We start from the raw sequence: 22,493 nt of genomic DNA on the forward strand, positions 1-22,493 counted from the left end.
GCCGGTGGCGGCTTCGAGAAGGCGTCGCCGATGCCGTCTCGGCCCGATCCGATCGCCGCCGGCGCTCGGCTCATTCCATTTTCGGTTGATCACTCCGTGATGCGGACATGGGCTTCGCTCAGGCGCCGCGCGGGCTCGGTGATACGGTTCCCGCTTGATCCAAGCGGAAACCGTATCAGAGCACCTTCCAGAAGATCAGGATCATGACGACGTAGGCCGCGACCAGCAGGCCCGCGCCCCGGATGTCGAGGATGGCCCGCCTGTCGGGCGGCGGCGACAGCCACCAGCCGAGGCGGTTGGCCGTCCAGGGCACCAGTTTCGCGGTCAGCAGCACGCTGAAGACGTTGCCGATGAAGAGCGCCACCGGAAAATCGAGGTTCAACGTCCGCGAGAGGAACGGCGTACCGACGAAGAGGCCCCACAGGAAGACGGTGGGATAGAGCGTCAGCAGGACGATCATGTTCATCTTCCACGCGGCCGGCGCGGGCGCGCCCTCGGGCGTGGCATCGCGGAACCACTGCTCGAAGCCGCTCTGCACCCGGCGGGTGTGGAACTCCGCCGTCAGCGGAGCCGCTTCCTCGATCAAGGCCCGGCGTTCGGGCGAATCCAGCCAGGCCTGGAGGTTGGCGTCGCTGTCGAAGCGCAGGATGGCGACGTAGTCCTCCTGCACGCCCGGCACCGCGGGCTCGAACCGGTAGCCCTGCAGGCCCGCCGCCTTCGATTGGGCGGCGGCGACCTTCTGCTCCCAGATGCGATACTGCGCCTCCATCCCCGGTTTCACGCGGGTGCTGATGACGGCGGAGGCCGGTGCGGTGCGGGCCGCACTGGCGTCGTCGCTGACGATGTGGACGTCGTCGCGCCCCACCAGCATCGGGGCGGCGCCCTCGATGCGCGATTGCCGCTCGGGCGAGGCCAGCCAGCCCTTGGCGTGCTCCACGCTGACGAAGCGCTGCAGGATCACCCAATCGACCTGGAGCGGCGGGTGGGGCGGCATCAGCCGCTGCTCGATGAAGCCCGGAAACGTCGAGATCACCGCGCTGGTGCCGCCCTGCCACTGGGCGAAGGCTTCCGTCCTCTCGGGCCGGACGGAGGTCTGCGTCACGATGCTGACGCTGCGGGACTGCGCGCTCATCGGCCGGCGAGCTGCGTGAAGAGGCGGTCGGGCGTGAACGGAAGGTGGGCGAAGCGCACCCCCGTGGCATCGGCGAGCGCATTCGAGACCGCGGGCGCCACCGGGTTGATGCCGCATTCGCCCTGGGACTTCGCGCCGAGCGGCCCGATGCTGTCGGTCGTCTCCGCGAAGAAGATGTCGGTGTGGGGCGTGTCGGCCAGGGTCGGGATGCGGCAGTTGCGCAGCTGCGGGTTGACCATCCGCCCCTCGTCGTCGTGCACCATGTTCTCGACGAGCGCCCAGCCGTAGCCCATCGACACGGCGCCATCGAGCTGGCCGCGGCACTGCATCGGGTTGATCGGCAAGCCGATGTCGGCGGCGTGGACGCTGTGCAAGACCCGGATCTCGCCGGTGACGCGGTGCACCGCGAGGCGGACGCCCTGCACGTTGAAGGCGATGGTCCGCGGCGAGAGATAGGCCCGGCGGCCGACCGTGAAGCGATGGTCGACCTTGGCGCCCTCGGCGTGGAGATCGACGAGCGAGATGCGGCGGTTGCCGCAGATGACGCCGTCGTTGTCGAGGCGGCACTGGTCCATCGGCACGCCGGTGTGTCGGCTGGCGAAGTCGAGGATGTCCTGGGCCATGGCCTCGGCCGTCAGATGGACCGCCTTGCCGGCGACGACGACGCCGGTGCTGGCGAAGGTGCCGGTGTCGTAGGGGGTGCGGTCGGTGTCGGCGTTGATGATGCCGACGTCGTCGGCGCGCGTCCCCAGGATGGAGGCGGCGATCTGCTTGTGGGCCGTGGTGATGCCGTTGCCCATCTCGGTGGAGCCGCAGGCGAGGAAGTAGCTGCCGTCGGCCTTGAGGTGCATCTCGGCGCCCGAGCGATGCTCGGTGGGCGGGCCGCATTCGAGCATGGCCAGCGCCACGCCCCGGCCCTCGGCCCAATCCGCCCCCTCGGGCTTGGCGACGCCGTTGCCTTTGGCGAGCTCGCGCTCGACGATGTCGAGGCACTCGCCGATGCCGTGGCTGCCGAAGCTGGCGTCGGACGCCTCCTTCCAGATCGATTCGATGTTGTCGCCCGGCTGCACCACGTTTAGGCGCCGCATCGCGAAGGGATCGATGCCGAGCCGGCGGGCGAGTTCGTCGATGGCGCATTCGATCGCGAAGGTGGTCTGCGAGGCGCCGTAGCCGCGAAAGCCGCCGCCCGGCGTCATGTTGGTGTAGACGGCGTGGCCGATGCCCTTCTTGTTGGCGCAGCGGTAGGCCGCGATCGGGCTCGCCATGGCGGCCGCCAGGGTCTCGCTGCCGTGGCCGCCGTAGGCGCCGGTGTTGGAGAACACCTCGACGTCGAGGGCCGTCAGCGTGCCGTCCTTGCGGGCGCCGATCTTCACGCGGGTGGTCATCTGGTGGCGCGTGGTGGCGCCGATGAACTCCTCCTCGCGGGTCCATTCCCATTTCACGGGGCGGCCGAGCTTCATCGTGGCGAACAGTACGAGGTCTTCCGAGACCATCTCCTGCTTGCCGCCGAAGCCCCCGCCGACGCGCTCCGTGAACACGTGGAGGTCCCGGGGCGAGAGCCCCATGACGTAGGCGAGCTTCTGGCGCACCGCGAACGGCCCCTGCGAACTCGTGCGCACGTGCCAGCGGCCGTCCTCGCCCTTCCAGGCGATGGAGCCGTGCGTCTCGAGGTGCACGTGCTGGACGCGGGAGGTCGAGTAGGTCTGCTCGTGGACGACGTCGGCTTGCGCGAAGCCCTTGGCCACGTCGCCGATCTCGCCCTGCAGCGTGCAGAAGATGTTGTTGCTCCCCGCGACGTAGTCCTTGTCGTGCAGGATCGGCGCGTCGGGCCGCATGGCCAGGACCGGATCGAACACCGCCGGCAGGATCTCGTAGTCGACGTGGAGCGCGCGGCACCCCGCCTCGGCGGCCGCTTCCGTCTCGGCCACCACGGCCGCCACCCGCTGGCCGGAAAACCGCGCCACGTTGTCGAGGAGCAGGATGTCGTCGGGATCGACGAGGTGGTCCTCGTGCAGGGCCGAGCTGAACCGGCGCCCGGGCACGTCCTCCCAGGTGTAGACCGCGACCACGCCGGGCACGGCCAGGGCCGCCTGCCTGTCGATGCCGACGATGCGTGCGTGGGCGTGGGGCGAGCGCAGGACCTTCAGGTGCAGCAGGTCGGCCACCGCGATGTCCATCGTGTAGCGCGCGGTGCCGGTGAGAATGGTGTCGGTGAACGGATTGGGCAGGCTCGCCCCCAGCGCCTTGCCGGCCAGATCGGCCTCGATGTTGCACACGCCGTTGAGCGCGTCCTTGATCGAGCGGTAGCCGGTGCAGCGGCACAGGTTGCCCTTGAGGGCATGCGGCAGGTCGCTCTTCTGGGCCTCCGTCAGGGTGACGGCGGTCATGATCATGCCGGCGGTGCAGAAGCCGCACTGGAAACCTTGCGCGTCATGGAACGCCTGCTGGAGCGCATGCTTGTGCCCGCAGGGCGACAGGCCCTCGATGGTGGTGACCTCGCGCCCCTCGGCCCGGAAGGCCGGAACGAGGCAGGAGTGGAACGGCTTGCCGTCGATGTGCACCGTGCAGGCGCCGCAATCGCCGGAATCGCAACCCTTCTTGACGCCGAACACCTCGAGGTCGCGCAGGAGGGTCCGCAGGCACTGGCCCGGCGCCGGCTCGGCGGCGTAGGCGCGGCCGTTGATGGAATACTCAGTCATGCGAGCTCCGTACGGATCTGTTCGGCCAGGTACTGCGTGACGTGGCGCTTGTAGGGAGCCGTCCCGTGCACGTCGTGGAAGTAGGCGTCCGCCGGCAGGCGCTCGTCGATGGCGCGGCGCAGCGCGTCCGCCGACGGGAGCGTGGCGAAGCGCAGCTGCACCGGCTTCGGGGTCGCCGCGGTGATCGTCAGGAGGAAATCCGCGCCGCCGTCGCCGGCGGTGCCGATGATCAGGGCGGCCGAGCGACCGTAGCGGGTCAGCGAGACCTGCCGCATGGCCGTGCGCTTCGTCAGCGCCGCGGCGGGCAGGTGGATGCTGCGCAGCAATTCGCCCTTGCCCAGGACGTTGGCGTGGTTGCCGGTGACGAAATCGACCACCGTGACGGTGCGCGCCTGTCCCTCGCGCGGCCACAGCGTGCACACGCCCTCCAGCGCCGCGGTCAGCGAGATCATCGCGCCGGCCGGTAGCGACATGCAGACGTTGCCGCCGATGGTGGCGGCGTTCCAGACCTTGAACGACATCAGGAACGAGTCGATGCACTGCCGGAACAGGGGCACCGCGCGCCAGGCCGCCGGACCCTCGAACCCGTGCAGATCGACGACGCGACAGGTCGCGGCGATCTCGAGGCCGGCGTCGGTCGCCGTCAGCGGCGCCCAGCCCAGTCTCTCGAGATCGATCAGCGTATCGACCGCCACCTGCGGTTCCGCGAACAGCCAGGTGCCGCCCGCGAGCCACGAGTAGCCGTCGTGCCAGCCCTGGATCTCGTCCAGCGATGTCGGTCGCTTGACGTCGACAACGGTCGAAAGGTTCATCGTTGGCCCTCAAGGTTCGCAGGCTGCGGCGTCGGGTTCGTGAATGCCGTCGTCTGTCGTGATGCGGCGAATGACGCTCGCATTGCGATGAATAGGGTGTCGTTTGAAAAAGCCGGGCCGGTTGCCCTCACGAACCCAATAGGCTTTGTCCGAACCATCGGGGATACCGCCGCTTCCATCGGACGACACGCGGTGGCGGAGGTTTCTGCCGCGCCTCGATTGTCGTCTCGCCATGATGTACGGCCGAGCCTGTGAAACGCGGGTAAATGAAATCTGCGCATGCGCGTTTCGCAGGAGCGCGGCGATGAAAATTGTAACGACGCGTGTTCGAAGAACATCGTATTGTTCGCAGACGTCGAGAGACGCCTAAACTGGTCTTCCGAAAAATTCGGATCCCGTCGGTGGCGTTCGACGCGTAGCCCGGAAGGTCGGGCGTCGATACGGGTGAGACGGATCGGCAACGAAAAAGCGACCGGCGCGGCGCAACCCGTTCATGCGACGCGGGAGGCCGATCGTGACGAAGATTCCCCGGATGGCGTCGCAATGCGGATTTCGACGCCGCTCCGGCACCGAGCCCACCGGCTTTGGCGATCCCTTGTGGATGAAACGCCGCCCTGTCCCGGACGCCCGGAGCGCCGGCGGAGGGTGATCCGGGATCCAGGGAGACGAGGGCCGCGGAGCGGCGCGCTATCGCCACCGTCGATCCCGGTTACGATAGAGGCGCGCCGGGCGTCCCGTCTTGCATGGCGGCGGCGTAGAGCCGTTCGCATCCGTCCAGCCAGACATCGTGCGTGAAATGACGCCGGACGCGGTCGTGGGCGGTGCGTCGCGGGATCGCGAAGGCGCGGCCGATGGCGTCCGCCAGGGCGGCCTCGTCGTCGGGCGGAGCGAAGGCACCGGCCTCGCCGATGACCTCGCGGGCGGCCCCCCGGTCGAAACTCGCCACCGGCAGGCCGCAGGCCATCGCCTCGATGGCGACCAGACCGAACGGTTCGTCCCAGCACGGCGTGAACAGGAAAACGGAGGCCCTGCCGACCTCCGCCGCCAGGGACGGGCCGTCGAGATGGCCGCCGTAGCGGATCGCGCCGCCGAGCCGGGGCCGGACCTCGCTCTCCCAATACGCGCCATCCTCCGTCGAGCCGAACAGCGTCAGGGCGATGCCGGCCCGGCGCGCGGCCTGGATCGCCAGATGGGTTCCCTTGTAGGGGGTGATCCGCCCGCACCAGACCGCGCTGCCGTCGCCTCGGTCGCGGTAGGGCCAGTCCGCCAGGTCGATGCCGTTGTGGAGCACGCTGGCCTGCGGCGGCGCCCCGTCCGGGAACCACGCCCGCAACTGGCCGTGCGAGGTCACCGTGAGGCGGTGGCCGGGGACCACGCTGTCGTGCACGAACCAGCGCAGGGCGTCGTAGGGCGGAACGTGCAGGGAGGTGACGGTGGGGACCCGGCGGGTGCGCTCGCGGGCGAGCGGCAGGCGGCTGAGGCTGTTGTTGTGGACGACGTCGAACCCGCCCGCCGCGATCCGGTCGCAGGCGGCGGCGTAACCGGCGTCGAGATGCGCGACGAGGGCCGGGTCGCCGGTGTGTTCCTGGCCGGGGAACGTCGCCTCCTGATGCCGGGGGATCACGGCGTCGAGGGTGAAGCGCGGGTCGCTGTCGCCCGAGGCGAACAGCACCACGTCGTGGCCGCGGGCGCGCAGGCCCTCGGCGAGGTGCCAGCTGTGGGCCTCCATGCCGCCCCGGAACGGCGGCGCGATCGGCTGGCGGACGTGGGCGAGGACGGCGATCCTCATGCGGGCACGCGCGCGGTCTCGGCCGGGGATGCGGCGGCGGCGATCCGCGCGTCGAGGAGGCGGATCACCGTCGCGGTGTTGGCGTAGGGCTGGTGGCTCTGCTGGCCCGTCAGCGCGAGGTCGTCGGCATCGGGCCGGCGCAGGATGCGGATCGGCCGGCCCGGGGCATCGTCGATCAGCCCCATGAGGCGGAAGGCGTAGAGCCAGTGGCCCATGGTGCGGTAGCCCCACTTCGCCTCGAACAGCTCGGCGTTGCGCACGACGCTGTCGAGGTGGTGGATCGGCGGCATGTGGTGGGGGTGATACTGGTGGTGCGCGAGCCCGCCCCTGATCCAGGCGATGGGGATGCCGTACCGGTCGAGGGTCTTGCCGAAGTCCGTGTCCTCGCCGCCATAGCCGGTATAGCGCTCGTCGAAGCCGCCGGCGGCGATGAAGGTCGCCCGCCGCATGGCGAAGTTGAGCGACCAGAAGCACCGGTAGTCGGTGCAGATCTCGATGCCCTCGGCCGGCGGGCCGCGCCGGTCGGAGTGGCGCTGCGCGAGGGGGCCGAAGTCTTCGCTCCGCCAGGCGCCGCCCGTGGCGCCGCCGGGCAGGTAGAGGACTTCGCCCATCAGCAGGCCGTCGAGTTCGTCGAGCCGGCGCGCGTAGTCGGCCACCAGGTCCGGCGCGGGGATGCAGTCGACGTCGAGGAAGACCACCTGCTCGCCGGCCGCCGCCGCCACGGCGCGGTTGCGGGCGGCGGCCAGGGGCAGCCGGTCGCCGCCGACCACGATCTGGCGGATCGGGAACGGCGCGTCGGGCAGGTCGTAGGGCCGGTCCTGCATCACCGCCACGATGAGTTCGACGGGGATCTGCGTCTGGCGGGTCAGGCCGAGCACCAGGTTGTGCAGATGGGTCGGGCGCCCCTGAGCCAGGGTCACGACGGTCACGCTCGGCATGCTGGACGGTTCCGGATCGAGGAGTCGAGGATCAGGCGGCGGGCGCGCCGGCCCAGAGGTCGTCGGTGAGGCCTTCGAGCCAGCCCGCGGCGCGGGCGGCGGCATCGGGGGCGTGGAGCGGGCGCAGGATCTCGCCGTCGAGGGCGCGGGCCCGGTCGAGGAGGTCGCGCCAGCCCTGGAGGTCGCCGGGCCAGCGCGGCGCCTGCACGGCGGCGCCGAGGCGCACGAGGGCCTCGGCCTTGCGGGTCTGTTCGCCGAAATAGCGCCATTCGGGCATCACCACGAGGCGTCCGCCGACTCGGGCGACCTCGTGAATGGTGTTGTCGCCCGCCGACGCGATGACGATGTCGGCCGCCGCGAGATGGTCGGTGACGGAGGCGACCCAGCCGAGTTCGCGCAGGTTGGCGAAATCCGTCTCGTGGCCCTCGCGGTGGGTCGGCCCGAGGGTCAGCCATAGGGCGTCGGGGACGGCACGCGCGGCGACGGTGAGCGGCGCGTAGGGCGTACCGCTGCCCCCGCCCCCGGTCACGGCGACGACGATCTCCCGGGCCGGGTCGAGGCCGAGGCGGGCGCGGGCCTCGGCCCGGGTCGGCACCGGATCGACGCTCGTGCACAGGCCGCCGCTGTAGAAGGTCCTGGCCCGCAGGTAATCCGGATAGTCGTCCTGCTCGAGACGCGGGTCGAAGGGGGCGAGCATGCCCACACAGGCCTCGTAGGCGCCGATATGGCCGATGTCGGAGCGGTCGCCGTGCATGCGGATCTGCACGGCCGGGACGCTGGCGGCGCGGGCGAGCAGGGCGATCTCGGCCGAGACGTCGACGACGAAGAGGCCGACGCCCCGGTCGTCGAGGTGGTCGAGGATGGCCCGCATGGTCCGGCGGGTCTCCGTCACGCCGAGGGGCACGCAATGCATCACGCTCGGCGTCGGCTCGGCGAACAGGCGCGGCGTCGGCACCCTGGCGCCGATCATGTCGGGCAGGCCGACGATCTCGATGTCGCGGGCAAATCCGTCGAACAGGCCCAGGTCGGCGGTGAGGACCGAGACCGGCCGGTGGCGCGAGAATTCGGCGACCACGGCGCGGGTGCGGTTGGCGTGTCCGCGCCCCTGGTGGTGGACGAAGAAGGCGATGGGTTTTGTCATGGAACTCGAAAACTCAGGAGAACAGGCGCGTGCCGGGCTGCAGGGCGGCGGCGATCTCGGCCGGCTCCGGCGCGCGCAGCCGCTGGATCTCGGGCGCGTCCGGCTCCCATGCGATGAGGCCGGCGTCGCGGAACTGGCCGAGCCAGTAGTCCATGCACCAGGTGCCGTGCCGGGCGTGGAAGCGGGCGGCGTTGCGCAGGATGTGGTCGAACTGGTGGAGCGGCGGCACGTGCACCGGATGGTGCTGGTGGTAGGCGCGTGCGCCCGCGACCCAGTGGGTCGGCAGGCCGGCGGCGGCCAGACGCACGGCGAAATCGGTCTCCTCGGCGCCGTACCCGGAAAACCCCTCGTCCATGCCGCCCAGGCCCGCGTAGGCTGCGGCCGGCAGGGCGAAGGACAGGCCCCACAGTTCCTTCGCGTCGGGCTCCGGGCGCAGGCCGGTGGCGGGGATCGCGGGCTTGGCCGGATGGACCCGGCCGAGGCGGTCGAGGCGCGCGTCATCGAGGTCGGGCCCGACCGCGCCCTCGGGCAGGTAGAGCACTTCGCCGAGCAGCAGTCCGTCGGTCGCCGTCCCCGCATAGGCCGCGACCAGTCCCGGCCCGGGGATGCAGTCGACGTCGAGGAAGATCAGGCGCTCGCCCCGCGCCGCTTCGGCGGCGCGGTTGCGGGCGGCGGCGAGCGGCATCGGCTCGCCGGGAACGAACACGTGGCGCACGCGGCACCCCGGGTCGGGCAGGTCGGGCGCCGGCTCCGGCTGCATCCAGGCGATCACGAGTTCGCACGGCGCCATCGTCTGGCGGGCGAGCCCGCGCATGAGGTTGCGCAGGTGCGCGTCCCGGCCCCGGACCAGGGTGAGCACGCTGGCCGGGCTCCCGGCCTCAGGCGACATGGGCGAGGGTCTTCCGGAAATGCGCGACGCCTTCGATGACGCCGCGGGCATGCGAGGCGCGGGCGACGTAGGAATGGCCGAGCGCCGCGTGACTTGCGAGGTCGTCGGAGAAATTCGCCACGATGATCGCCTGACGGCCCGCCCGCAGCATCTCGACGTCGTTGCCGGAATCGCCGGCCACGAACACGTTGCCCTCGCCGAGGCCGTAGAGGGTGCGCACGTGGTCGACGGCCGTGCCCTTCGAGGCTAGGGGCGGCAGCACGTCGAGGTAGCGGCCGTGGCTGTGGATGAGGGAGGCGGGCAGGCCGGCGGCGTCGAGGCGCGCCCGCACCCGCCGGACGGTATCGGCATCCCCGAAATAGCTGAGCTTGTGCGTGCGCTGCTCCAGCGGCCCCTGGGCCACGAGGTCCGGCAGGTCGGACAGGGCGGCTCGCACTGCGGTCCGGTCCCACCCGCGCGAGACCGCCTCGCGCCAGGGCCGGTCGACGGAGTAACTGACGCCGTTGGGGTCGAGGTGATAAATCTCGGAGCCCACCGAGGTGATCATCACCTGCGGGCGCGGGCTCGCCTGCTGCTCCAGGATCGCCATCGCGCTGTGGAACGAGCGCCCGGTGGCGACTCCGAAGGCGAGGCCCTCCTGCTCGCTGCGCCAGTGTCGGAACGCGCTGAGCCCGGCGTCGCAGCCCACCAGGGTGTTGTCGATATCGCAGATGAGGAGCTGGCGCGGATCGCGCAGGGGCGGTTCGGCCGAACCCAGCGCCCGCAGGAGGGCGTGGTAGCGCGCCGCGTGGCGGTCCCAGTCGTAGGCCGCCGCCGCCCGGGCGCCGCCAGCCACGAAGCGGTCTCGCAGGCCCGGCTCGTCGAGGATGCGCAGGCACGCCCGCGCGATCGCGCCGGGATCGCGCGGATCGACCAGAAGGCCGTTGCCGCAGGTCTCGACGATGTCGTTGGGGCCGCCGCTGTCGGTGGCGACCAGCGGCAGGCCGGCGGCGGAGGCCTCCAGCAGGGTCAGGCCGAACGGCTCGTTCAGGGCCGGGTTGACGAACACGCCGCCGCGCACCCGGGCATAGGCGTAGAGCGCCGGCACGTCCTCGGGGCGATGGGTTTTGGGGTAGGCGACCCGGCCGTAGAGGTCGTAGCGATCGATGAGGGCGAGGAGTTCGCGCATGGTCCCGGCCATGCCGCCGTCGAGGTCGTCGAGGTCGCCGCGGGTTCCGGCGACGAGGACGAGGTTGGCCCGCGCCTGGAGGTCGGGGCTCTCGCCGTAGGCCGTCACCAGGGCGGCGAGGTTCTTGCGCGCCACCGGCCGGGCGAGCGCCAGCAGGGCCGGTCTGAGGGGGTCGCGCAAAAACCGGTCGATGGTCGCATCGACGCGCGGGCAGGGTTGCGCCCCCTGGAAGCGCGCGAGGTCGCTGCCCGGCGGAACCACCCGGATGCGGCCGGGATCGTAGGCGGCATAGGCCGCGTATTGCACCTCGGCCTCGTCGCGGGACGAGGCGACGACGAGGGCGGCGCGGGCGAGCGCGGTCTCCTCGGCGGCGATCCGATGCGCGAGCCGCGGGTCGGCGTCCGCGCGATGCCCCATCGCCGCGGCCTTGACCCGCCCGAGCGAATGGGCGGTGAACACGAAGGGGATGCCGAGGCGGTCCTCGACCCGCGCGGCGACGGCGGCGGCATCGGCGTAATGGGCGTGGATCACGTCCGGTGCCGTCGGTTGCGCGGCGATCCAGGAGACGAGTCCGTCGGCGAAGCTCGCGACCTCCGCGTGGAGGTCTTCCTTCGGCAGGTAGCCCGGCGACGCGCTGGCGAGTCGCACGATGGTCACCTTGCCCGATACCGCCTCCTCGGGCACGGCGTAGGCGTCCCCCAGCGTGCTGTCGAACAGGCGGGTCGCGACGACGATCCTGTCCACGGTCGCATCCTGTGCGCAGGATCGAACGAGGTCGAGGAGGTAGCGGATGTGCCCACCCGTATCCGCAGTGAGACCGTAGGCGACGCCGTCACCACGAAGACATCCTTGAAGTGCGACGTGAAGAACGAACATCGTCAGCGCGATAGCGTCAAAACGAGCGCCAGTGCATCACCAAATGTTAATTCCAACGCTAAAGTACAGCCGATGATCAGGGTCGCACAGGTCGCACCCAATATTTTCCCTACCCCGCCCCTCCATCATGGAGGCACGGAGCGCGTCGTTCACGATCTGGGCGTGGCGCTGCGGGGTCTTGGCGTCGAGGTAACCCTGTTCGCCCCCTCCGACAGTGTGACAGATCTCCCTCGCGTCGGGGATTATCCCAGCCTCGCCGCCCTCGAGGCCCGCGAGGGCAAGGTCGCGCCGGGGGTGCCCGCAGCCCTGGAAGCGCTGCAGATGGAGGCGCTTGCCCGCCGCCTCGACGCGTTCGACATCGTCCATTGCCACGGCGAATTCGCCCATGCCGCGATCCTGGGTGTGCGGCGATGCCGCAGCCTGACGACGGTGCACTGGCGCGTGGACGAGCGTGACCGCGCGCTGTTCTTTTCCGGCTTTCCCGACCTGCCGGTGGCGGCGATCTCGGCGGCGCAGGAGGCCGGCATTCCGGCACCGAACCGCGCCGGCATCGTCCACCACGGCATCGCCCGCGACCGCTACGCCCTGCGCACCGACCCCGAGGGCGGCCTCGCCTTCGTCGGGCGGATGACCGACCAGAAGCGGCCCGATACGGCGATCCGCGTCGCGCGGGCGGCCGGCCTTCCCATCCGCCTCGCCGGGACCGTGGATGTCGGAAACCCGGGCTATTTCGACCGGGCGGTCCGCCCGCTCCTGGGAGAGGATGCGGTCTACGTCGGCCCGGTGGACGACCGCGCCAAGGGGCTGCTTCTCGGCGACGCCCGCGCCCTCCTGTTTCCGATCGACTGGCCCGAGCCGTTCGGCCTCGTGATGATCGAGGCCATGGCCTGCGGCACCCCGGTGATCGCCTGGAACCGCGGCTCGGTGCCCGAGATCGTCGAGGACGGGATCACGGGCTTCGTCGTTTCCTCCGAGGCCGAGGCGGTCGCGGCGGTGGCGCGGGTGGGAGAGCTCGACCGCACGCAGGTCCGCCGCCGCTTCGAGGCGCGCTTCACCGCCGCGCGCATGGCCGCGGACTATCTCGCGATCTACCGCCGGCTGCTCGCGGCGTGAGCGCCCGCCTGCGCACGGCGCTGCTCGCCTGGGATTATCCGCCGGCCACGAGCGGCCTCTCCACCGCCGCCCGCGAGATCGCGGAAATCCTCGGCGGGCGCGATGTCCATGTCACCGTGTTCACCCTCGACCGGATCGGCGCGGGCGAGGCCGGCGGGGTGGCCATCGAGGGCATCGGCCTCCCGCCCGGCTCGCCCCTCGCGCGGCTGCGGCTGTGGGGATCGGCCGGGCATCTCGCGGCACCGCTGGCGTTTCGCCGGGCGGTGCTGCGCGCCCATGCCCGCCGACCGTTCGACTGCATCGAGGCGACCAACTGGTACGCGCCGGCCGCCCTCCTCGTGGGCGGGGCCGGGCCGCCCCTGGTGACCCGCAACTCGACGCCCGCCGCCTTCACGCGCGAGCCACCGACGTCCCTGCGCGACCGCCTCGACGGTCTGGCCGCCGACCGGCTCGAACGCCGGCAGGCCAGGCGGAGCGCCGGACTGATCTCGAACACCGCCGATCATGCCGCACGGATGACGGCGCTCTACGGCCTTCGTCCGGAGCAGCCTCACGCGGTGGCGGGCCTGAGCCTTCCCCCGGAAATGCGGGAGCGTGGCCGATCCGCCCCCTACCCGGGGGTCGAGGGCGGTCCGGTGCGCCTGCTGTTCGTCGGTCGGGCCGAGGCGCGCAAGGGCTTCGATCTCCTGCTCTCGGCCGCCGCGATCCTCGACGCCGATTGCGAGGCGGGGAGGCTGCCCCCCTTCGAGATCGCCCTCGTCGGCGTGGCGGCGGCCGACCTGCCGGTGGCCTGCCCGGCATCGGCCCGGCGGCGATTGCGGCCGCTGGGCCGGATCGACGCCGCCGCCCTCGACAGGGCCTACGCCACGGCCCATGCGGTCCTCGCCCCCTCGCGCTACGAGAGCTTCGGCCTCGTCTACCAGGAGGCCCTGGCCTACGGCCGTCCGGTGGTGGCCTGCGCCGAGGATGCCAGCGCCCGCGCCTTCGTCGGCGGCCCGGGCGCGGGGCTCCTGGCGCGCGAGGCGACGGGTGCCGCCCTCGCCGACGCCGTGCGACCGCTGCTCCTCGATTCCACCCTGCGCCTGGCGCTGCGGGACAGGGCGCTCGCGGCCGCCGGCGCCTTCGACCGGGCGCGGCTCGGGGACGAGACGCTGGCCCTCTACGAACGGGCCATCGCGGTAGCGCGTCAGGGCCGGTAGGGGCGCAGCAGCGCCTCCTCCTCCTCCGGCCGCCCCCGGCCGGGGTCCATCGCCTCGTAGCGCCGGGAGCGCGCCGCGACATGGGCCCGGGACAGGCGGTGTTCGATGGCGCCGTGGAGCGCGATGAAGCTGCGGCGCCAGTCGCCACCGAGGTCAGGCCGCTCGTGGACCCGCCCCCGGTAGCGCAGGCCGGCACGCGCGAGGCGATACTGGACGTCCGGATGCACATCCGACAGCACCCCGTCGACGCGATTGTGCCGGGGCAGCCCGATCGACAGGATCTCTCCGTCCTCGGCGAGGTCGACGAGGGCCGGCAGCAGGTCTCCCACGGCGGGCGGGAGATCCTCGTCGGCGTCGAGCTGGAGCATCCACGGGCTGCGTGCCAGGTCCTGCAGCGCATTGCGCTGGGCCGCGAAATCGCCGCCGAGCGGTCGGGCTGCGATCCGCACGGCCCCGGCCGGAAAGCCCGCGATGGTGGCGGGAGCCGGCGATCGCTCGGGGGCATCGACGAGGATCGCCACGTCCGAGGTCCAGGCCGCGTGACCGGCGATGCCACCCAGCACGGTATCGAGATCGCCGGGGCGGCACAGGAGGCCGAGGGAGACCTTTCCCGGCTGCGCCGAAGCGAGATCATAGACCTCGCCACGGCCGGCCCGGTCGGAATGCGGCCGGAGCAGTGCCGCGCGATCGGCCTCGCAGAGGGTGCGGATTCCCCGCCCGAGCGCGGTGGCGGCCGTGCGAAGGGTGTAGACGTCGAGGCCGTAGGGGGCCTCCGGCGCCAGGCGGAATGTCGGACCGGCCAGGGCCCGGACGAGATGCGTGCGGCAGGCTTCGTGGTCCGCCCCCTCCTCGAACACGACGCCGCAGGAGGCGCAGACGATCGGGAAAACTCGCTGGCGTCCATCGGCATAGACGATGTGCCGTCGCGTCGGCGCCAGGGTATCGGCCAGGCAGACGAAGCAACGTCGCATGGTGCGTCCTCTCTGCCGTCCGCGCTCGCGCGGCGCGACCTTGCGTACACCGTCGAGGCTCGGCGCGCATGACAGGGTGGCGCGTTTCGTCTCAAAGGTCGCAGACCGCCTCGAGGAATCCGTCCCCATGCCGCCGTTCCCCGCCTTCGACGGATCGCGCGTCGCCATCGTCGGCAATGCACGCGAGATCGGCGACCGGGGCCGGGCGATCGACGCGGCCGATTGCGTGGTGCGCTTCAACAATGCTTGTGGGTTCGGCGGCGCGGCGGGCTCGCGGGTGACGGTCCTCGCCCTCGTCAATCGCGGCGGGCAGGCGCGCGCCTGGGTCGAGGACGGTGGCTTCCTCGATCGCCCGGTCGTCAGGCAGTCCGGCGGCTTCCTGCTGCCGTTTCCCGAACTCGCACCGGACGAGGAAGGGGCGCACGAGCGGGTGTGCTGGACGGCGCCGTTGCAGGGTCGCCTCGTCGACCGGCCGGTCCGGCTCCTGCCGTCGACGCTGCATGACCGCGCCCGGCACCTGCTGGTCGCGCGCGGCTGCGCCTCCCCGAACCCGAGCACCGGCTTTCTCGTCGCGCTCGCCGTCCTGGAGGACCGGGCCGCTTGCCTGCCCCCCATCGACGTCTACGGGTTCGGGTTCGCAGGCTGGGCCGGCCATCCGTGGGAGGCCGAGCGGGCGTGGTTCGAGGCGGGCCACGCCGCCGGACGGCTGCGGCTGCATCCCCTCGCCGCGACCTGATCGGACTGCCGGTCGCCACTGTCACGAACCCTGCCCGGGGCCGCTGCGCAGCCGAGGTCGGTAACCAACGGTTAACCATGTTGCGGACAGTCTCCCTCCACGAGGAGTGATCATGCCCGGACGCAATTTCGATCGCCTGAGCGAGGCTCAGCTCATCGCCGGCCGGACGGATACGCGCCGGGTCCATGTCGCACCGCTGGTGCGGACGACGGAGCCCAAGAGGGTATCCGAGCTCTTGGACGCCATCGACCAGATCGCCGAGGCGGCGATCGGCGAACGCAGCTTCCTCCACGTGAAGCCCACGAGGATCGGACGCTGAGCGTGCCCGGCTCGATGTCTTCCCGTCCTGCGCCGCCTCAGCAGGAATAGGGAACGAGCCGGGAGAAGCGCCCGACATCGGGCCTGTGGCAGACGCGAGGCTTGCGACCGACGATCTCTGCGTCCGCCGCACCGCGTCCGACCTTCGCGCCCATAGGCCGATGGTGCCACTGCGCCCCATGAGGGTCGGCGCCCCCGCGGGGCTGCGCCGTCGAAGGTCCGGATTGCACCAGCAGGAGCATGGCCGCGGTCGCCAGGAGGGTGATGCGCATGCTCGGCTCTCGGTCGCTGTTTCCGGTCCCCCTGCAAATGGTGAGGCCGTCCGCCGGGAACCACCGGCCGCGACCGTGAGGCGCGACGCCATTCCCCCCAACCCTCGTCCCGGCTTGTGGCCCTTCGGCTCGGCGACCCATCGCGCATCTTAGGAGCGCCGCCGCGGGCAAAGCTTGTGACGCCACGCTGGAGGAACAGGCCGAACCTTCCCTTGGTTGACGGTCACGAACACTCATCCAAGGACCACAGATGACCCTTCTTCGCACGCTGGTTGCCGCCACCGCCCTTTCGACGCTCACGGCCGCCACGGCCCTGGCGGCCCCTTGTGCCGTCGGAACGACCACCAACAGCCAGGGCAGCCAGGCATCCGCCGACAAGAGCTCGAAGGTCGACGGCGCTTCCGATGCCAAGGTGACGCCCGGCGCGAAGGCGGAATCGCCCGGTACGGTCGGCGCGATGAACAACGTCGGCGCGAACACGCAGCCCGCCCCCGGCGAAAAGAAGCCTGCCGAGGGCCAGGTCGTGAAGCCCGGCAGCAACGACTGCTGAACCGCCACGTGACCGAACTCGCCGCCGGGTTCGATTTCCGGCGGCGAGGTCTGGGCTTTCCCGTGCTTGTATGGGGGGTAGTCGGAGAGCTTGTACAACCGATTGCAGTCGCTCTCGTGTTCTTCCTGAGTTTGAGGTTTTCAGCTGCCGGCCTCATAACCAGCCGCCGACGGTTACGGCGAAGCAGACGGCGGCGAGATCGTTGGTCTCCACGCGGTCGTGGCGTGTTGCGATGCGGCAGAAGTCCTCGAGGCGACCGATCATCCGCACGCTTGATGCCCCGCGTGTGGGTGGGCGAATGCGCCGCGACCTTCGCAAGTTGCACGTCCGTCAGCCAAAACTGGTCTACCGGCTTCTCTCAAAGACGCCCCGAATCACACCCGCGGCGTTCGCGCCATCGTGTTAGGCCCGGACGCTAGGCCGCCTGGAAGCACCGGTGGATCAGGCCGCGCAGGGCCACCCGCAGGTTCGCGGTGCGGGCGATCGGGTCGATCTCGGTCGTGAACAGCCGCAGGATCAGGCTGTGGCGCTGGCGCCGGTCGGGCTCCAGTCCGACGGCAAGCGTCCCGTCGGCGGAGGCGGTGAGCCGCGCGGCGATCCAGCCCGCCGGTGCGACGTGCACCCGCAGGGCATCGCCGGGGACGAGGATGTCGGGGTCGCCCCGCAGGCGCAGGTGCGCCGTGGTCATCCCGAGGCTCGTCAGCGTCCCGTCGTAGGTGGCACCCCCGATCTGGATCTCGGCCGGTTCGTCGACGGCGAATTCCTCGGCGCCCCGCGGCCGCTCGAAGCAGACGAGGAAGGCGACGAAGGTGAACGCCATCGCGACGCCGGCCCAGATCAGGTTGAGGTAGTCGAGGGGCGAGATCTCGGTGGCTCCGACGGGCGAGACGAACGACCACACGATCGAGGCCGCCGAGAGCAGTGCGATCCCGCCGAAGCCCGCCGCCATGCGTCCGCGCACCGTCGAGACCGAGCGGTCGCCGCCCTTGTCGGTCACCTTGAAGGGCCGCCCGAACGGACGGATCGCCGCCGAGACGAGCGTGACGGTGATGGCCAGCGCGGTCATGATGTGGGTCACCTCCATGAACAGCGGCAGCGTGCGCCGCCCGGAGACCCAGCCGCTGTAGACCCACAAAGCCAGAAGCGCCGGCAGGCCGTAGCGCAGGAACGACAGGTAGTCGGCATAGAAGGCCGGCATGTCGAAGAACCAGTAGATCGACGGGGCCACCAGCATCAGCACGATGAACGGCTTGCACAGCCAGTTCAGCACCCCGTGCAGGTAGTGCAGCCGCTCCCGCATCGCATAGCCGGGCCCGCGGAACGGGCCCTGCTTCAGGAGCGCCACCTGGATCGTGCCGAGGCACCAGCGCGTGCGCTGGGTGATGTACTCCGGCAGGCCCTCCGCCGAGAGGCCGGCGCTGAGGCGCTCGTTCAGCCAATGGGTCCGGTAGCCGTGGCGCATCAGCGAATAGGTGAGATTGATGTCCTCGCAGATCGCGTCGTGGGGGAAGCCGCCCATCTCGTTGACGCGGTCCCGGCGCACCAGGAACGAGGTGCCGACGCAGAAGGCGCAGCCCCAGGCGTCCTTGGCCGGCTGGAACACGTCGAAGAAGATGCGCTGGTCGTCGACCCAGGCGTCGGCGGCCATCAGGTTGTGCTGGATCGGGTCGGCGTTGAAGAAGAACTGCGGGGTCTGCACCACGGCGCAGCGCGGGTCGTGGAACAGCCCCACAGCCCGCTTGAGGATGTTGGGCGCCACCGCGAAGTCGGCATCGAGCACGAGGATGATCGGCGCGTTGCTGCGTGTTTCGGTCAGGCGCAGGGCGTTGTTGAGGTTGCCCGCCTTCGCGCCCTCGTTGTCGGCCCGGGTGAGATAATTGGCCCCGACCTCCTCGCAGAAATCCTTGAGCCAGCCGCGGCGGGTGTCGTCGCAGACCCAGACGGTGACGTTGGGATAGTCCACCGCCAGGGCCGGGATGATCGACTTCTCGACCACGTCGAGGGGCTCGTTGTAGGTGCAGATGAAGATGTCCACCGCCGGCCACTCGCCGCTGGCGGCGAGCCTGGCGCCCTCGCGGTCGGCCTCGGCCGAGCGATCCTTGAACCGGACCAGGATGACGATCGACATCAGCGTGTAGAGGATCGCCACCATCTCGAAGCCGAAGAACAGGTACGGCCACAGCTTGTCGAGGCCGGGCTCGATCCGCGGCAGCGTGTCGTGCCAGCGCCAGAGCGCGTAGCAGAGGATGAAGGTGGCGGTGACCGCGCCGAACAGGACGCGGGAGGCCGCGCTCGCCCTGTCGAGCAGGCCCGCCATCACCAGGAGGCCGAGCAGGATGCCGAGATCCAGGGTGAGGACCGCGGCGACGTCGGTGGGGGCTTCGAACATCGTCGTCTACTCCGCGGTCCGGCCGGTGAAGGGGTTCCAGCCGGTGGCGGCGAGCGCGGCCCAGGCGGTCGCGCCGAGGTGCGGCCGGCGGAAGTAGAAGAAGTCCGGTTCCTTGCTCGCCGGGCCGATGGCGATACCGGTGGTGAGGCGGGCCACGTTCGCGGCGTAGAGGTATCCGGATGGCGAGACCTGCCCTGACAGCCCGTCGAGGAGCCGCATGGCCTCCGGCACCCTGCCGAGCGCCCGCAGGGTCAGTGCCGCCTGCGCCGTCCCCTCGATCCAGAGTCCGTCGCGATCCTCGTTGAAGTCGAAGCCGCCGGGCACCCCCATGTAGGCCTCGGCATAGGCGTAGGCGGCCCGCCAGGACGCGGGCGCCCCGAGAACGCCGATCAGCGGCCAGAGCTGGGTGTCGAGCGCGGTGTGCGCGATGGGCTGCAGGGCGCCGTCCGGCACGGTGCCGAGGCGGAACAGGCCGGGATCGGCCACGAAGGCCGCATCGAGGAAGCCGCGGGCGGTCTTCGCCATGGCGGCGTCCTCCGGCCGGCCGTCGAGGCGGTGGAGCCAGGCGGCGACGGCGTGGACGTCGAGGTTGTGCTCGGTGGATTTCCAGGCGAGCGGCGTCTGCACCGGGTCGAACCCGTCGACCCCGCCCGAAAACCCTTCCGGGGGGCGGCGGTCGCGGGTGTGCTCGCCGATCCAGCCGAGCATCCGGCGCGCACCGGCCCGGTAGCTGCCGTCGGGGGCGGCCTGGTCGAGGGTCAGCAGCGCCAGGGCGGCCCAGGCGACGTTGCCGGTGGCGGTGCCGTCCTGGTAGGCGTCTTCGGCCCAGAGGTTCTTCTTGGCGTCCCACCAGCCCGGCATCGGCGGCGGTCCGTCGCCGACGGGGCCGGCGCGGTAGGCGTTGCGCACTCGCCCGTCCGAGAAGGTGCGGTCGTGGGACATCCCATGCAGGAGGGCGTCGCCGATCCGCCGGGCGCGGGGGACGTCGCCGCAGGCCACCAGGGCGATGGCCGCCAGCGCGTTGTCGTAGGTGAAGGCCGATTGGCGCAGGGGAAGCGGCAACTCCGCCTCGCCCTCCCCCGGCCGGTAGCTGGCGACGAACACCGGGCCGGAGCCGGCCGCATCGACGCCCGCGCCGAGCGCCGCGCAGAGCGGCGTGGCGGTCGGGTGGCGCGGGCCGGCCGCCGCGGGCATGGCGGCCAGCATCAGGGCGACGGCGGCGATCCGCACGATCACCGCAGAGTCTCGGCCCGGCGACCGTCGTGGCCTTCGTCGCGGGCCGCATCCGCATCGCTCACCGGCGAGATCCAGGCGGCGACCCTGCGGATGCCGTGGGACATGGTGACGGCGACCTCGCGGACGTTCGTGCTGACGGCCGTCCAGCCGGCCTGCGCCTCCGGGCCGGTGAAGCCCGACGCCACCGCTTTCCACGCCACCGAGGCCGAGGGGATCCAGCCGTTCTCGCGGGTGATCGTCACCCACTGGCCGACGGAGCAGGGACTGGTGCGGGCCTGCGGCCGCGGGCGATCGGTGGATGCATCACCCTCGGCACGGTCGAGGCTGACGAGCACGTACATCTCGCGCCGCTCGGTCTGGGGGAACGGCACCGCGTATTGCTGGTCGGTCTTGTCGCTGGTCTTTGGCAGGATCTCGCTCACCCGGCCCGGCTGCGGCTCGCTCGAACCGGCGGACGAGATCGTCACCGGAGTGCCGACGGCGAGATCCTGCGCCTGACGATACGAGAAGATGCCCACCGCGAAGGCCTGCTCGCAATCGACCAGCGTGGCGACGGAATCGCCGGGATTGACGTGGCGCCCCTGCGCTGCGCCGAGGCTGAGGACGACGCCGCCGTTCGTCGCGCGCAACTGCGCGTCGGTGAGGCTGTCGAGGCGCTTGCGCTCCGCGTCGAGCAGGGCCGTCTGGGTCTTCAGGCTGGAGGTGAGCTGGGTCTCCTCGATCGCCAGGCGCTGGGCGTCGAAGGCGAGGTCGCGCCGCTTCTGCGTGAGGACGGCGAGGCTGTTGGACTGGTTGCCGACGAAGACGTTCTTACGCACCGCGGCGAGTTCGGCGGACTTCTGAGCGAGCTTGGCGCTCTCGGCATCCTTGTCGAACCGGGCCGCCTCGAGCTTGTACTGGGTGGGGCGCACCAGATCGATGCTGGCGGCGTTGCGGTCGACCATCGACTGCTGGCGGTCGACCACCGCCTTGGTCGATTGACCCTCGGCGTTGGCCACCCCGACACGGGCCCTGGCCTCCGTCACCTCGCCTTCGAGCTTGGCCACGGTCTGCTCGACCTGCCGCTTGATCTCGGCATCCAGCGCCGCGACGTAGGCCTCGTCGGATTCCCGCTTCTGCCGGGCAGCGAGAAGGGAGCCGCGCAGTTCGGAGACCTTGCCGTCCAGGGTGATCAGGGTGGTTCGGTCGATACGGGCGTTGTGGATGCGCGCCACGGTTTCGCCGGGCGCCAGCCGTTGCCCGATGCCGGGGGCGATCTCGGTCATCTCGCCGGCGATGGGCGCGGTGAGGAGGCTGATCGGCGCGTTGATCACCGCCCGGTCGGACTGGTCGGCCAACAGCGGCGGCAAGGTCGCCGTCGTCATCAGCAACGCCAGCACCGTCGCGACGGAATAGGCGGAGATGCGGACCATCCGCGTATGATTTCGGTTGTGCCCGTTGTGCGGCGCAACAAGAGGCCCCGCCGAAGCGGAGGTGGAGGATTTCGGGGTCATGGGGAGGGCCCTTGCAAGAAGAAACGGAAGTCCGGCGGGGTTGCGACAGTCCCGATGCTTCAAGGGTTGAAGTCGTTCGGGGCCACGCGCGTCGGTAGTGTTTCCTCGCGCTCTGCCGATGATATGGCGATTTCGAATCGCTCGACGTCGTGCAGATCGTTAACGGTAATACAAGTGTTCGATAAAATCAAACCGGTTATATTTATACGAAGTGAGCATAATTGATCGATATTGACTTATATTGCCAGAGGCGATCCCGGTCTGAAAATCGCATCGACCTCATAATATTCGGCGTTCATGTTGTAAGGCTGCGCTTTTACCAAAGCGCGCGATGCCATCCCGATCTCGACGACATCGCATTACCCAGGACCGGAAGCCACGGACGACATCGTTTCGTGCCGGCGCCGTGCCGACACCCGCTCACAACGGCGGTGCAGCAAAAACCGTTCCGTTAATAAAACGTTGCAATTTTACACTCAATTCTGGGGTGAAACCCTTCGTCGGTGCAGTCCAACGCCCTTTGCGTGGCGGCCCGTCTCGGTTCGACCGCGCGCATGCCCCTTGCTCGGTCGTACTTTGCTGGGCACGGCGAGGCCGTGAGCGCTGTGCCGGCCGGCTCCGTCGAGGATGACACGGCGTGGGCGGCGGGATCGACGCTGCGGCCGATCTCGGCGCGGTGCGCGTTGATCGCCGAGGCGTCGCAGCGGGGTATGACGAGACCGGCCCCCTGCCCTTCTCCGGGCAGATCGCCGCGACGACTTAGGCGTCGCCC

At 70.7% G+C, this 22,493-nt stretch carries 17 protein-coding genes and 2 pseudogenes; 5 read left to right on the top strand and 14 right to left on the bottom strand.

Annotated elements, in window-relative coordinates; all coding sequences use genetic code 11:
- Window positions 1–175: 175 nt before the first annotated feature.
- The 8 genes from ASF39_RS11505 to ASF39_RS11540 form a co-directional block, all read right to left on the bottom strand.
- A complete protein-coding gene (locus ASF39_RS11505; RefSeq protein WP_055885484.1) occupies window positions 176–1,132 on the bottom strand; it encodes an antibiotic biosynthesis monooxygenase in 957 nt (318 codons plus the stop codon).
- A complete protein-coding gene (locus ASF39_RS11510; protein ID WP_056283982.1) occupies window positions 1,129–3,831 on the bottom strand; it encodes a molybdopterin cofactor-binding domain-containing protein in 2,703 nt (900 codons plus the stop codon). The genes ASF39_RS11505 and ASF39_RS11510 overlap by 4 nt, the downstream gene beginning before the upstream one ends.
- Complete coding sequence (locus tag ASF39_RS11515; RefSeq protein ID WP_056283985.1) at window positions 3,828–4,643, bottom strand: FAD binding domain-containing protein; 816 nt, start codon at window positions 4,641–4,643, stop codon at window positions 3,828–3,830. The genes ASF39_RS11510 and ASF39_RS11515 overlap by 4 nt, the downstream gene beginning before the upstream one ends.
- 709 nt (window positions 4,644–5,352) lie before the next feature.
- On the bottom strand, window positions 5,353–6,432 hold the full coding sequence (locus ASF39_RS11520) for a glycosyltransferase (RefSeq protein ID WP_056283988.1): 1,080 nt from the start codon (window positions 6,430–6,432) through the stop codon (window positions 5,353–5,355).
- Window positions 6,429–7,370: a galactosyltransferase-related protein gene (locus ASF39_RS11525; protein WP_056283990.1), complete on the bottom strand. Its 942-nt coding sequence runs from the start codon at window positions 7,368–7,370 to the stop codon at window positions 6,429–6,431. The genes ASF39_RS11520 and ASF39_RS11525 overlap by 4 nt, the downstream gene beginning before the upstream one ends.
- A gap of 31 nt (window positions 7,371–7,401) precedes the next feature.
- A complete protein-coding gene (locus tag ASF39_RS11530) occupies window positions 7,402–8,511 on the bottom strand; it encodes a glycosyltransferase (RefSeq protein WP_056283993.1) in 1,110 nt (369 codons plus the stop codon).
- 13 nt (window positions 8,512–8,524) lie between these two features.
- Window positions 8,525–9,400, bottom strand: coding sequence for a galactosyltransferase-related protein (locus ASF39_RS11535; RefSeq protein ID WP_200938206.1), 876 nt, complete (start codon window positions 9,398–9,400; stop codon window positions 8,525–8,527).
- Window positions 9,390–11,444 carry an HAD-IIB family hydrolase gene (locus ASF39_RS11540; RefSeq protein ID WP_056283996.1) on the bottom strand — a complete coding sequence of 685 codons (2,055 nt, stop codon included), beginning with the start codon at window positions 11,442–11,444 and terminating at the stop codon, window positions 9,390–9,392. The genes ASF39_RS11535 and ASF39_RS11540 overlap by 11 nt, the downstream gene beginning before the upstream one ends.
- Before the next feature lie 72 nt (window positions 11,445–11,516).
- On the opposite strand from ASF39_RS11540, the gene ASF39_RS11545 reads away from it, so the two are divergent.
- Both ASF39_RS11545 and ASF39_RS11550 read left to right on the top strand, forming a co-directional pair.
- The gene (locus tag ASF39_RS11545) at window positions 11,517–12,557 is read left to right on the top strand and encodes a glycosyltransferase family 4 protein (protein WP_056284000.1); all 1,041 of its coding nucleotides are present in this window, start codon (window positions 11,517–11,519) and stop codon (window positions 12,555–12,557) included.
- Window positions 12,558–12,565: 8 nt separating this feature from the next.
- The gene (locus ASF39_RS11550; protein ID WP_056284431.1) at window positions 12,566–13,756 is read left to right on the top strand and encodes a glycosyltransferase family 4 protein; all 1,191 of its coding nucleotides are present in this window, start codon (window positions 12,566–12,568) and stop codon (window positions 13,754–13,756) included.
- On the opposite strand, the gene ASF39_RS11555 is transcribed toward ASF39_RS11550, so the two are convergent.
- Window positions 13,744–14,727 carry a hypothetical protein gene (locus ASF39_RS11555; protein ID WP_056284003.1) on the bottom strand — a complete coding sequence of 328 codons (984 nt, stop codon included), beginning with the start codon at window positions 14,725–14,727 and terminating at the stop codon, window positions 13,744–13,746. The two genes, ASF39_RS11550 and ASF39_RS11555, sit on opposite strands and share 13 nt — an antisense overlap.
- A gap of 127 nt (window positions 14,728–14,854) precedes the next feature.
- Here ASF39_RS11555 and ASF39_RS11560 point away from each other — a divergent pair, with 127 nt between their 5' ends.
- The 3 genes from ASF39_RS11560 to ASF39_RS11570 all read left to right on the top strand — a co-directional run bounded on the left by ASF39_RS11560 (window position 14,855) and on the right by ASF39_RS11570 (window position 16,603).
- Complete coding sequence (locus ASF39_RS11560; protein WP_056284006.1) at window positions 14,855–15,463, top strand: hypothetical protein; 609 nt, start codon at window positions 14,855–14,857, stop codon at window positions 15,461–15,463.
- Window positions 15,464–15,575: 112 nt separating this feature from the next.
- On the top strand, window positions 15,576–15,782 hold the full coding sequence (locus ASF39_RS11565; protein ID WP_056284434.1) for a hypothetical protein: 207 nt from the start codon (window positions 15,576–15,578) through the stop codon (window positions 15,780–15,782).
- 521 nt (window positions 15,783–16,303) lie between these two features.
- On the top strand, window positions 16,304–16,603 hold the full coding sequence (locus ASF39_RS11570; protein ID WP_055885516.1) for a hypothetical protein: 300 nt from the start codon (window positions 16,304–16,306) through the stop codon (window positions 16,601–16,603).
- Window positions 16,604–16,756: 153 nt separating this feature from the next.
- Here ASF39_RS11570 and ASF39_RS22355 read toward each other — a convergent pair.
- The 5 genes and pseudogenes from ASF39_RS22355 to ASF39_RS21890 form a co-directional block, all read right to left on the bottom strand.
- Window positions 16,757–16,888 (bottom strand): annotated as a pseudogene (locus ASF39_RS22355) (IS5/IS1182 family transposase); the annotation flags it as partial.
- 130 nt (window positions 16,889–17,018) lie between these two features.
- Window positions 17,019–18,992: a cellulose synthase catalytic subunit gene (locus tag ASF39_RS11580; RefSeq protein ID WP_056284011.1), complete on the bottom strand. Its 1,974-nt coding sequence runs from the start codon at window positions 18,990–18,992 to the stop codon at window positions 17,019–17,021.
- Window positions 18,993–18,998: 6 nt separating this feature from the next.
- Entirely contained in the window at window positions 18,999–20,228 is a 1,230-nt protein-coding gene (locus tag ASF39_RS11585; RefSeq protein WP_244472381.1) for a hypothetical protein, read from the bottom strand.
- Window positions 20,225–21,640 carry an HlyD family secretion protein gene (locus ASF39_RS11590; RefSeq protein WP_055885521.1) on the bottom strand — a complete coding sequence of 472 codons (1,416 nt, stop codon included), beginning with the start codon at window positions 21,638–21,640 and terminating at the stop codon, window positions 20,225–20,227. Before ASF39_RS11590 ends, ASF39_RS11585 begins: the two co-directional genes overlap by 4 nt.
- A gap of 662 nt (window positions 21,641–22,302) precedes the next feature.
- Window positions 22,303–22,471: pseudogene (locus tag ASF39_RS21890) on the bottom strand (IS630 family transposase); the annotation flags it as partial.
- Between the last annotated feature and the right edge of the window lie 22 nt (window positions 22,472–22,493).

Source organism: Methylobacterium sp. Leaf108, from assembly GCF_001423265.1.
Taxonomy (GTDB): Bacteria; Pseudomonadota; Alphaproteobacteria; order Rhizobiales; family Beijerinckiaceae; genus Methylobacterium.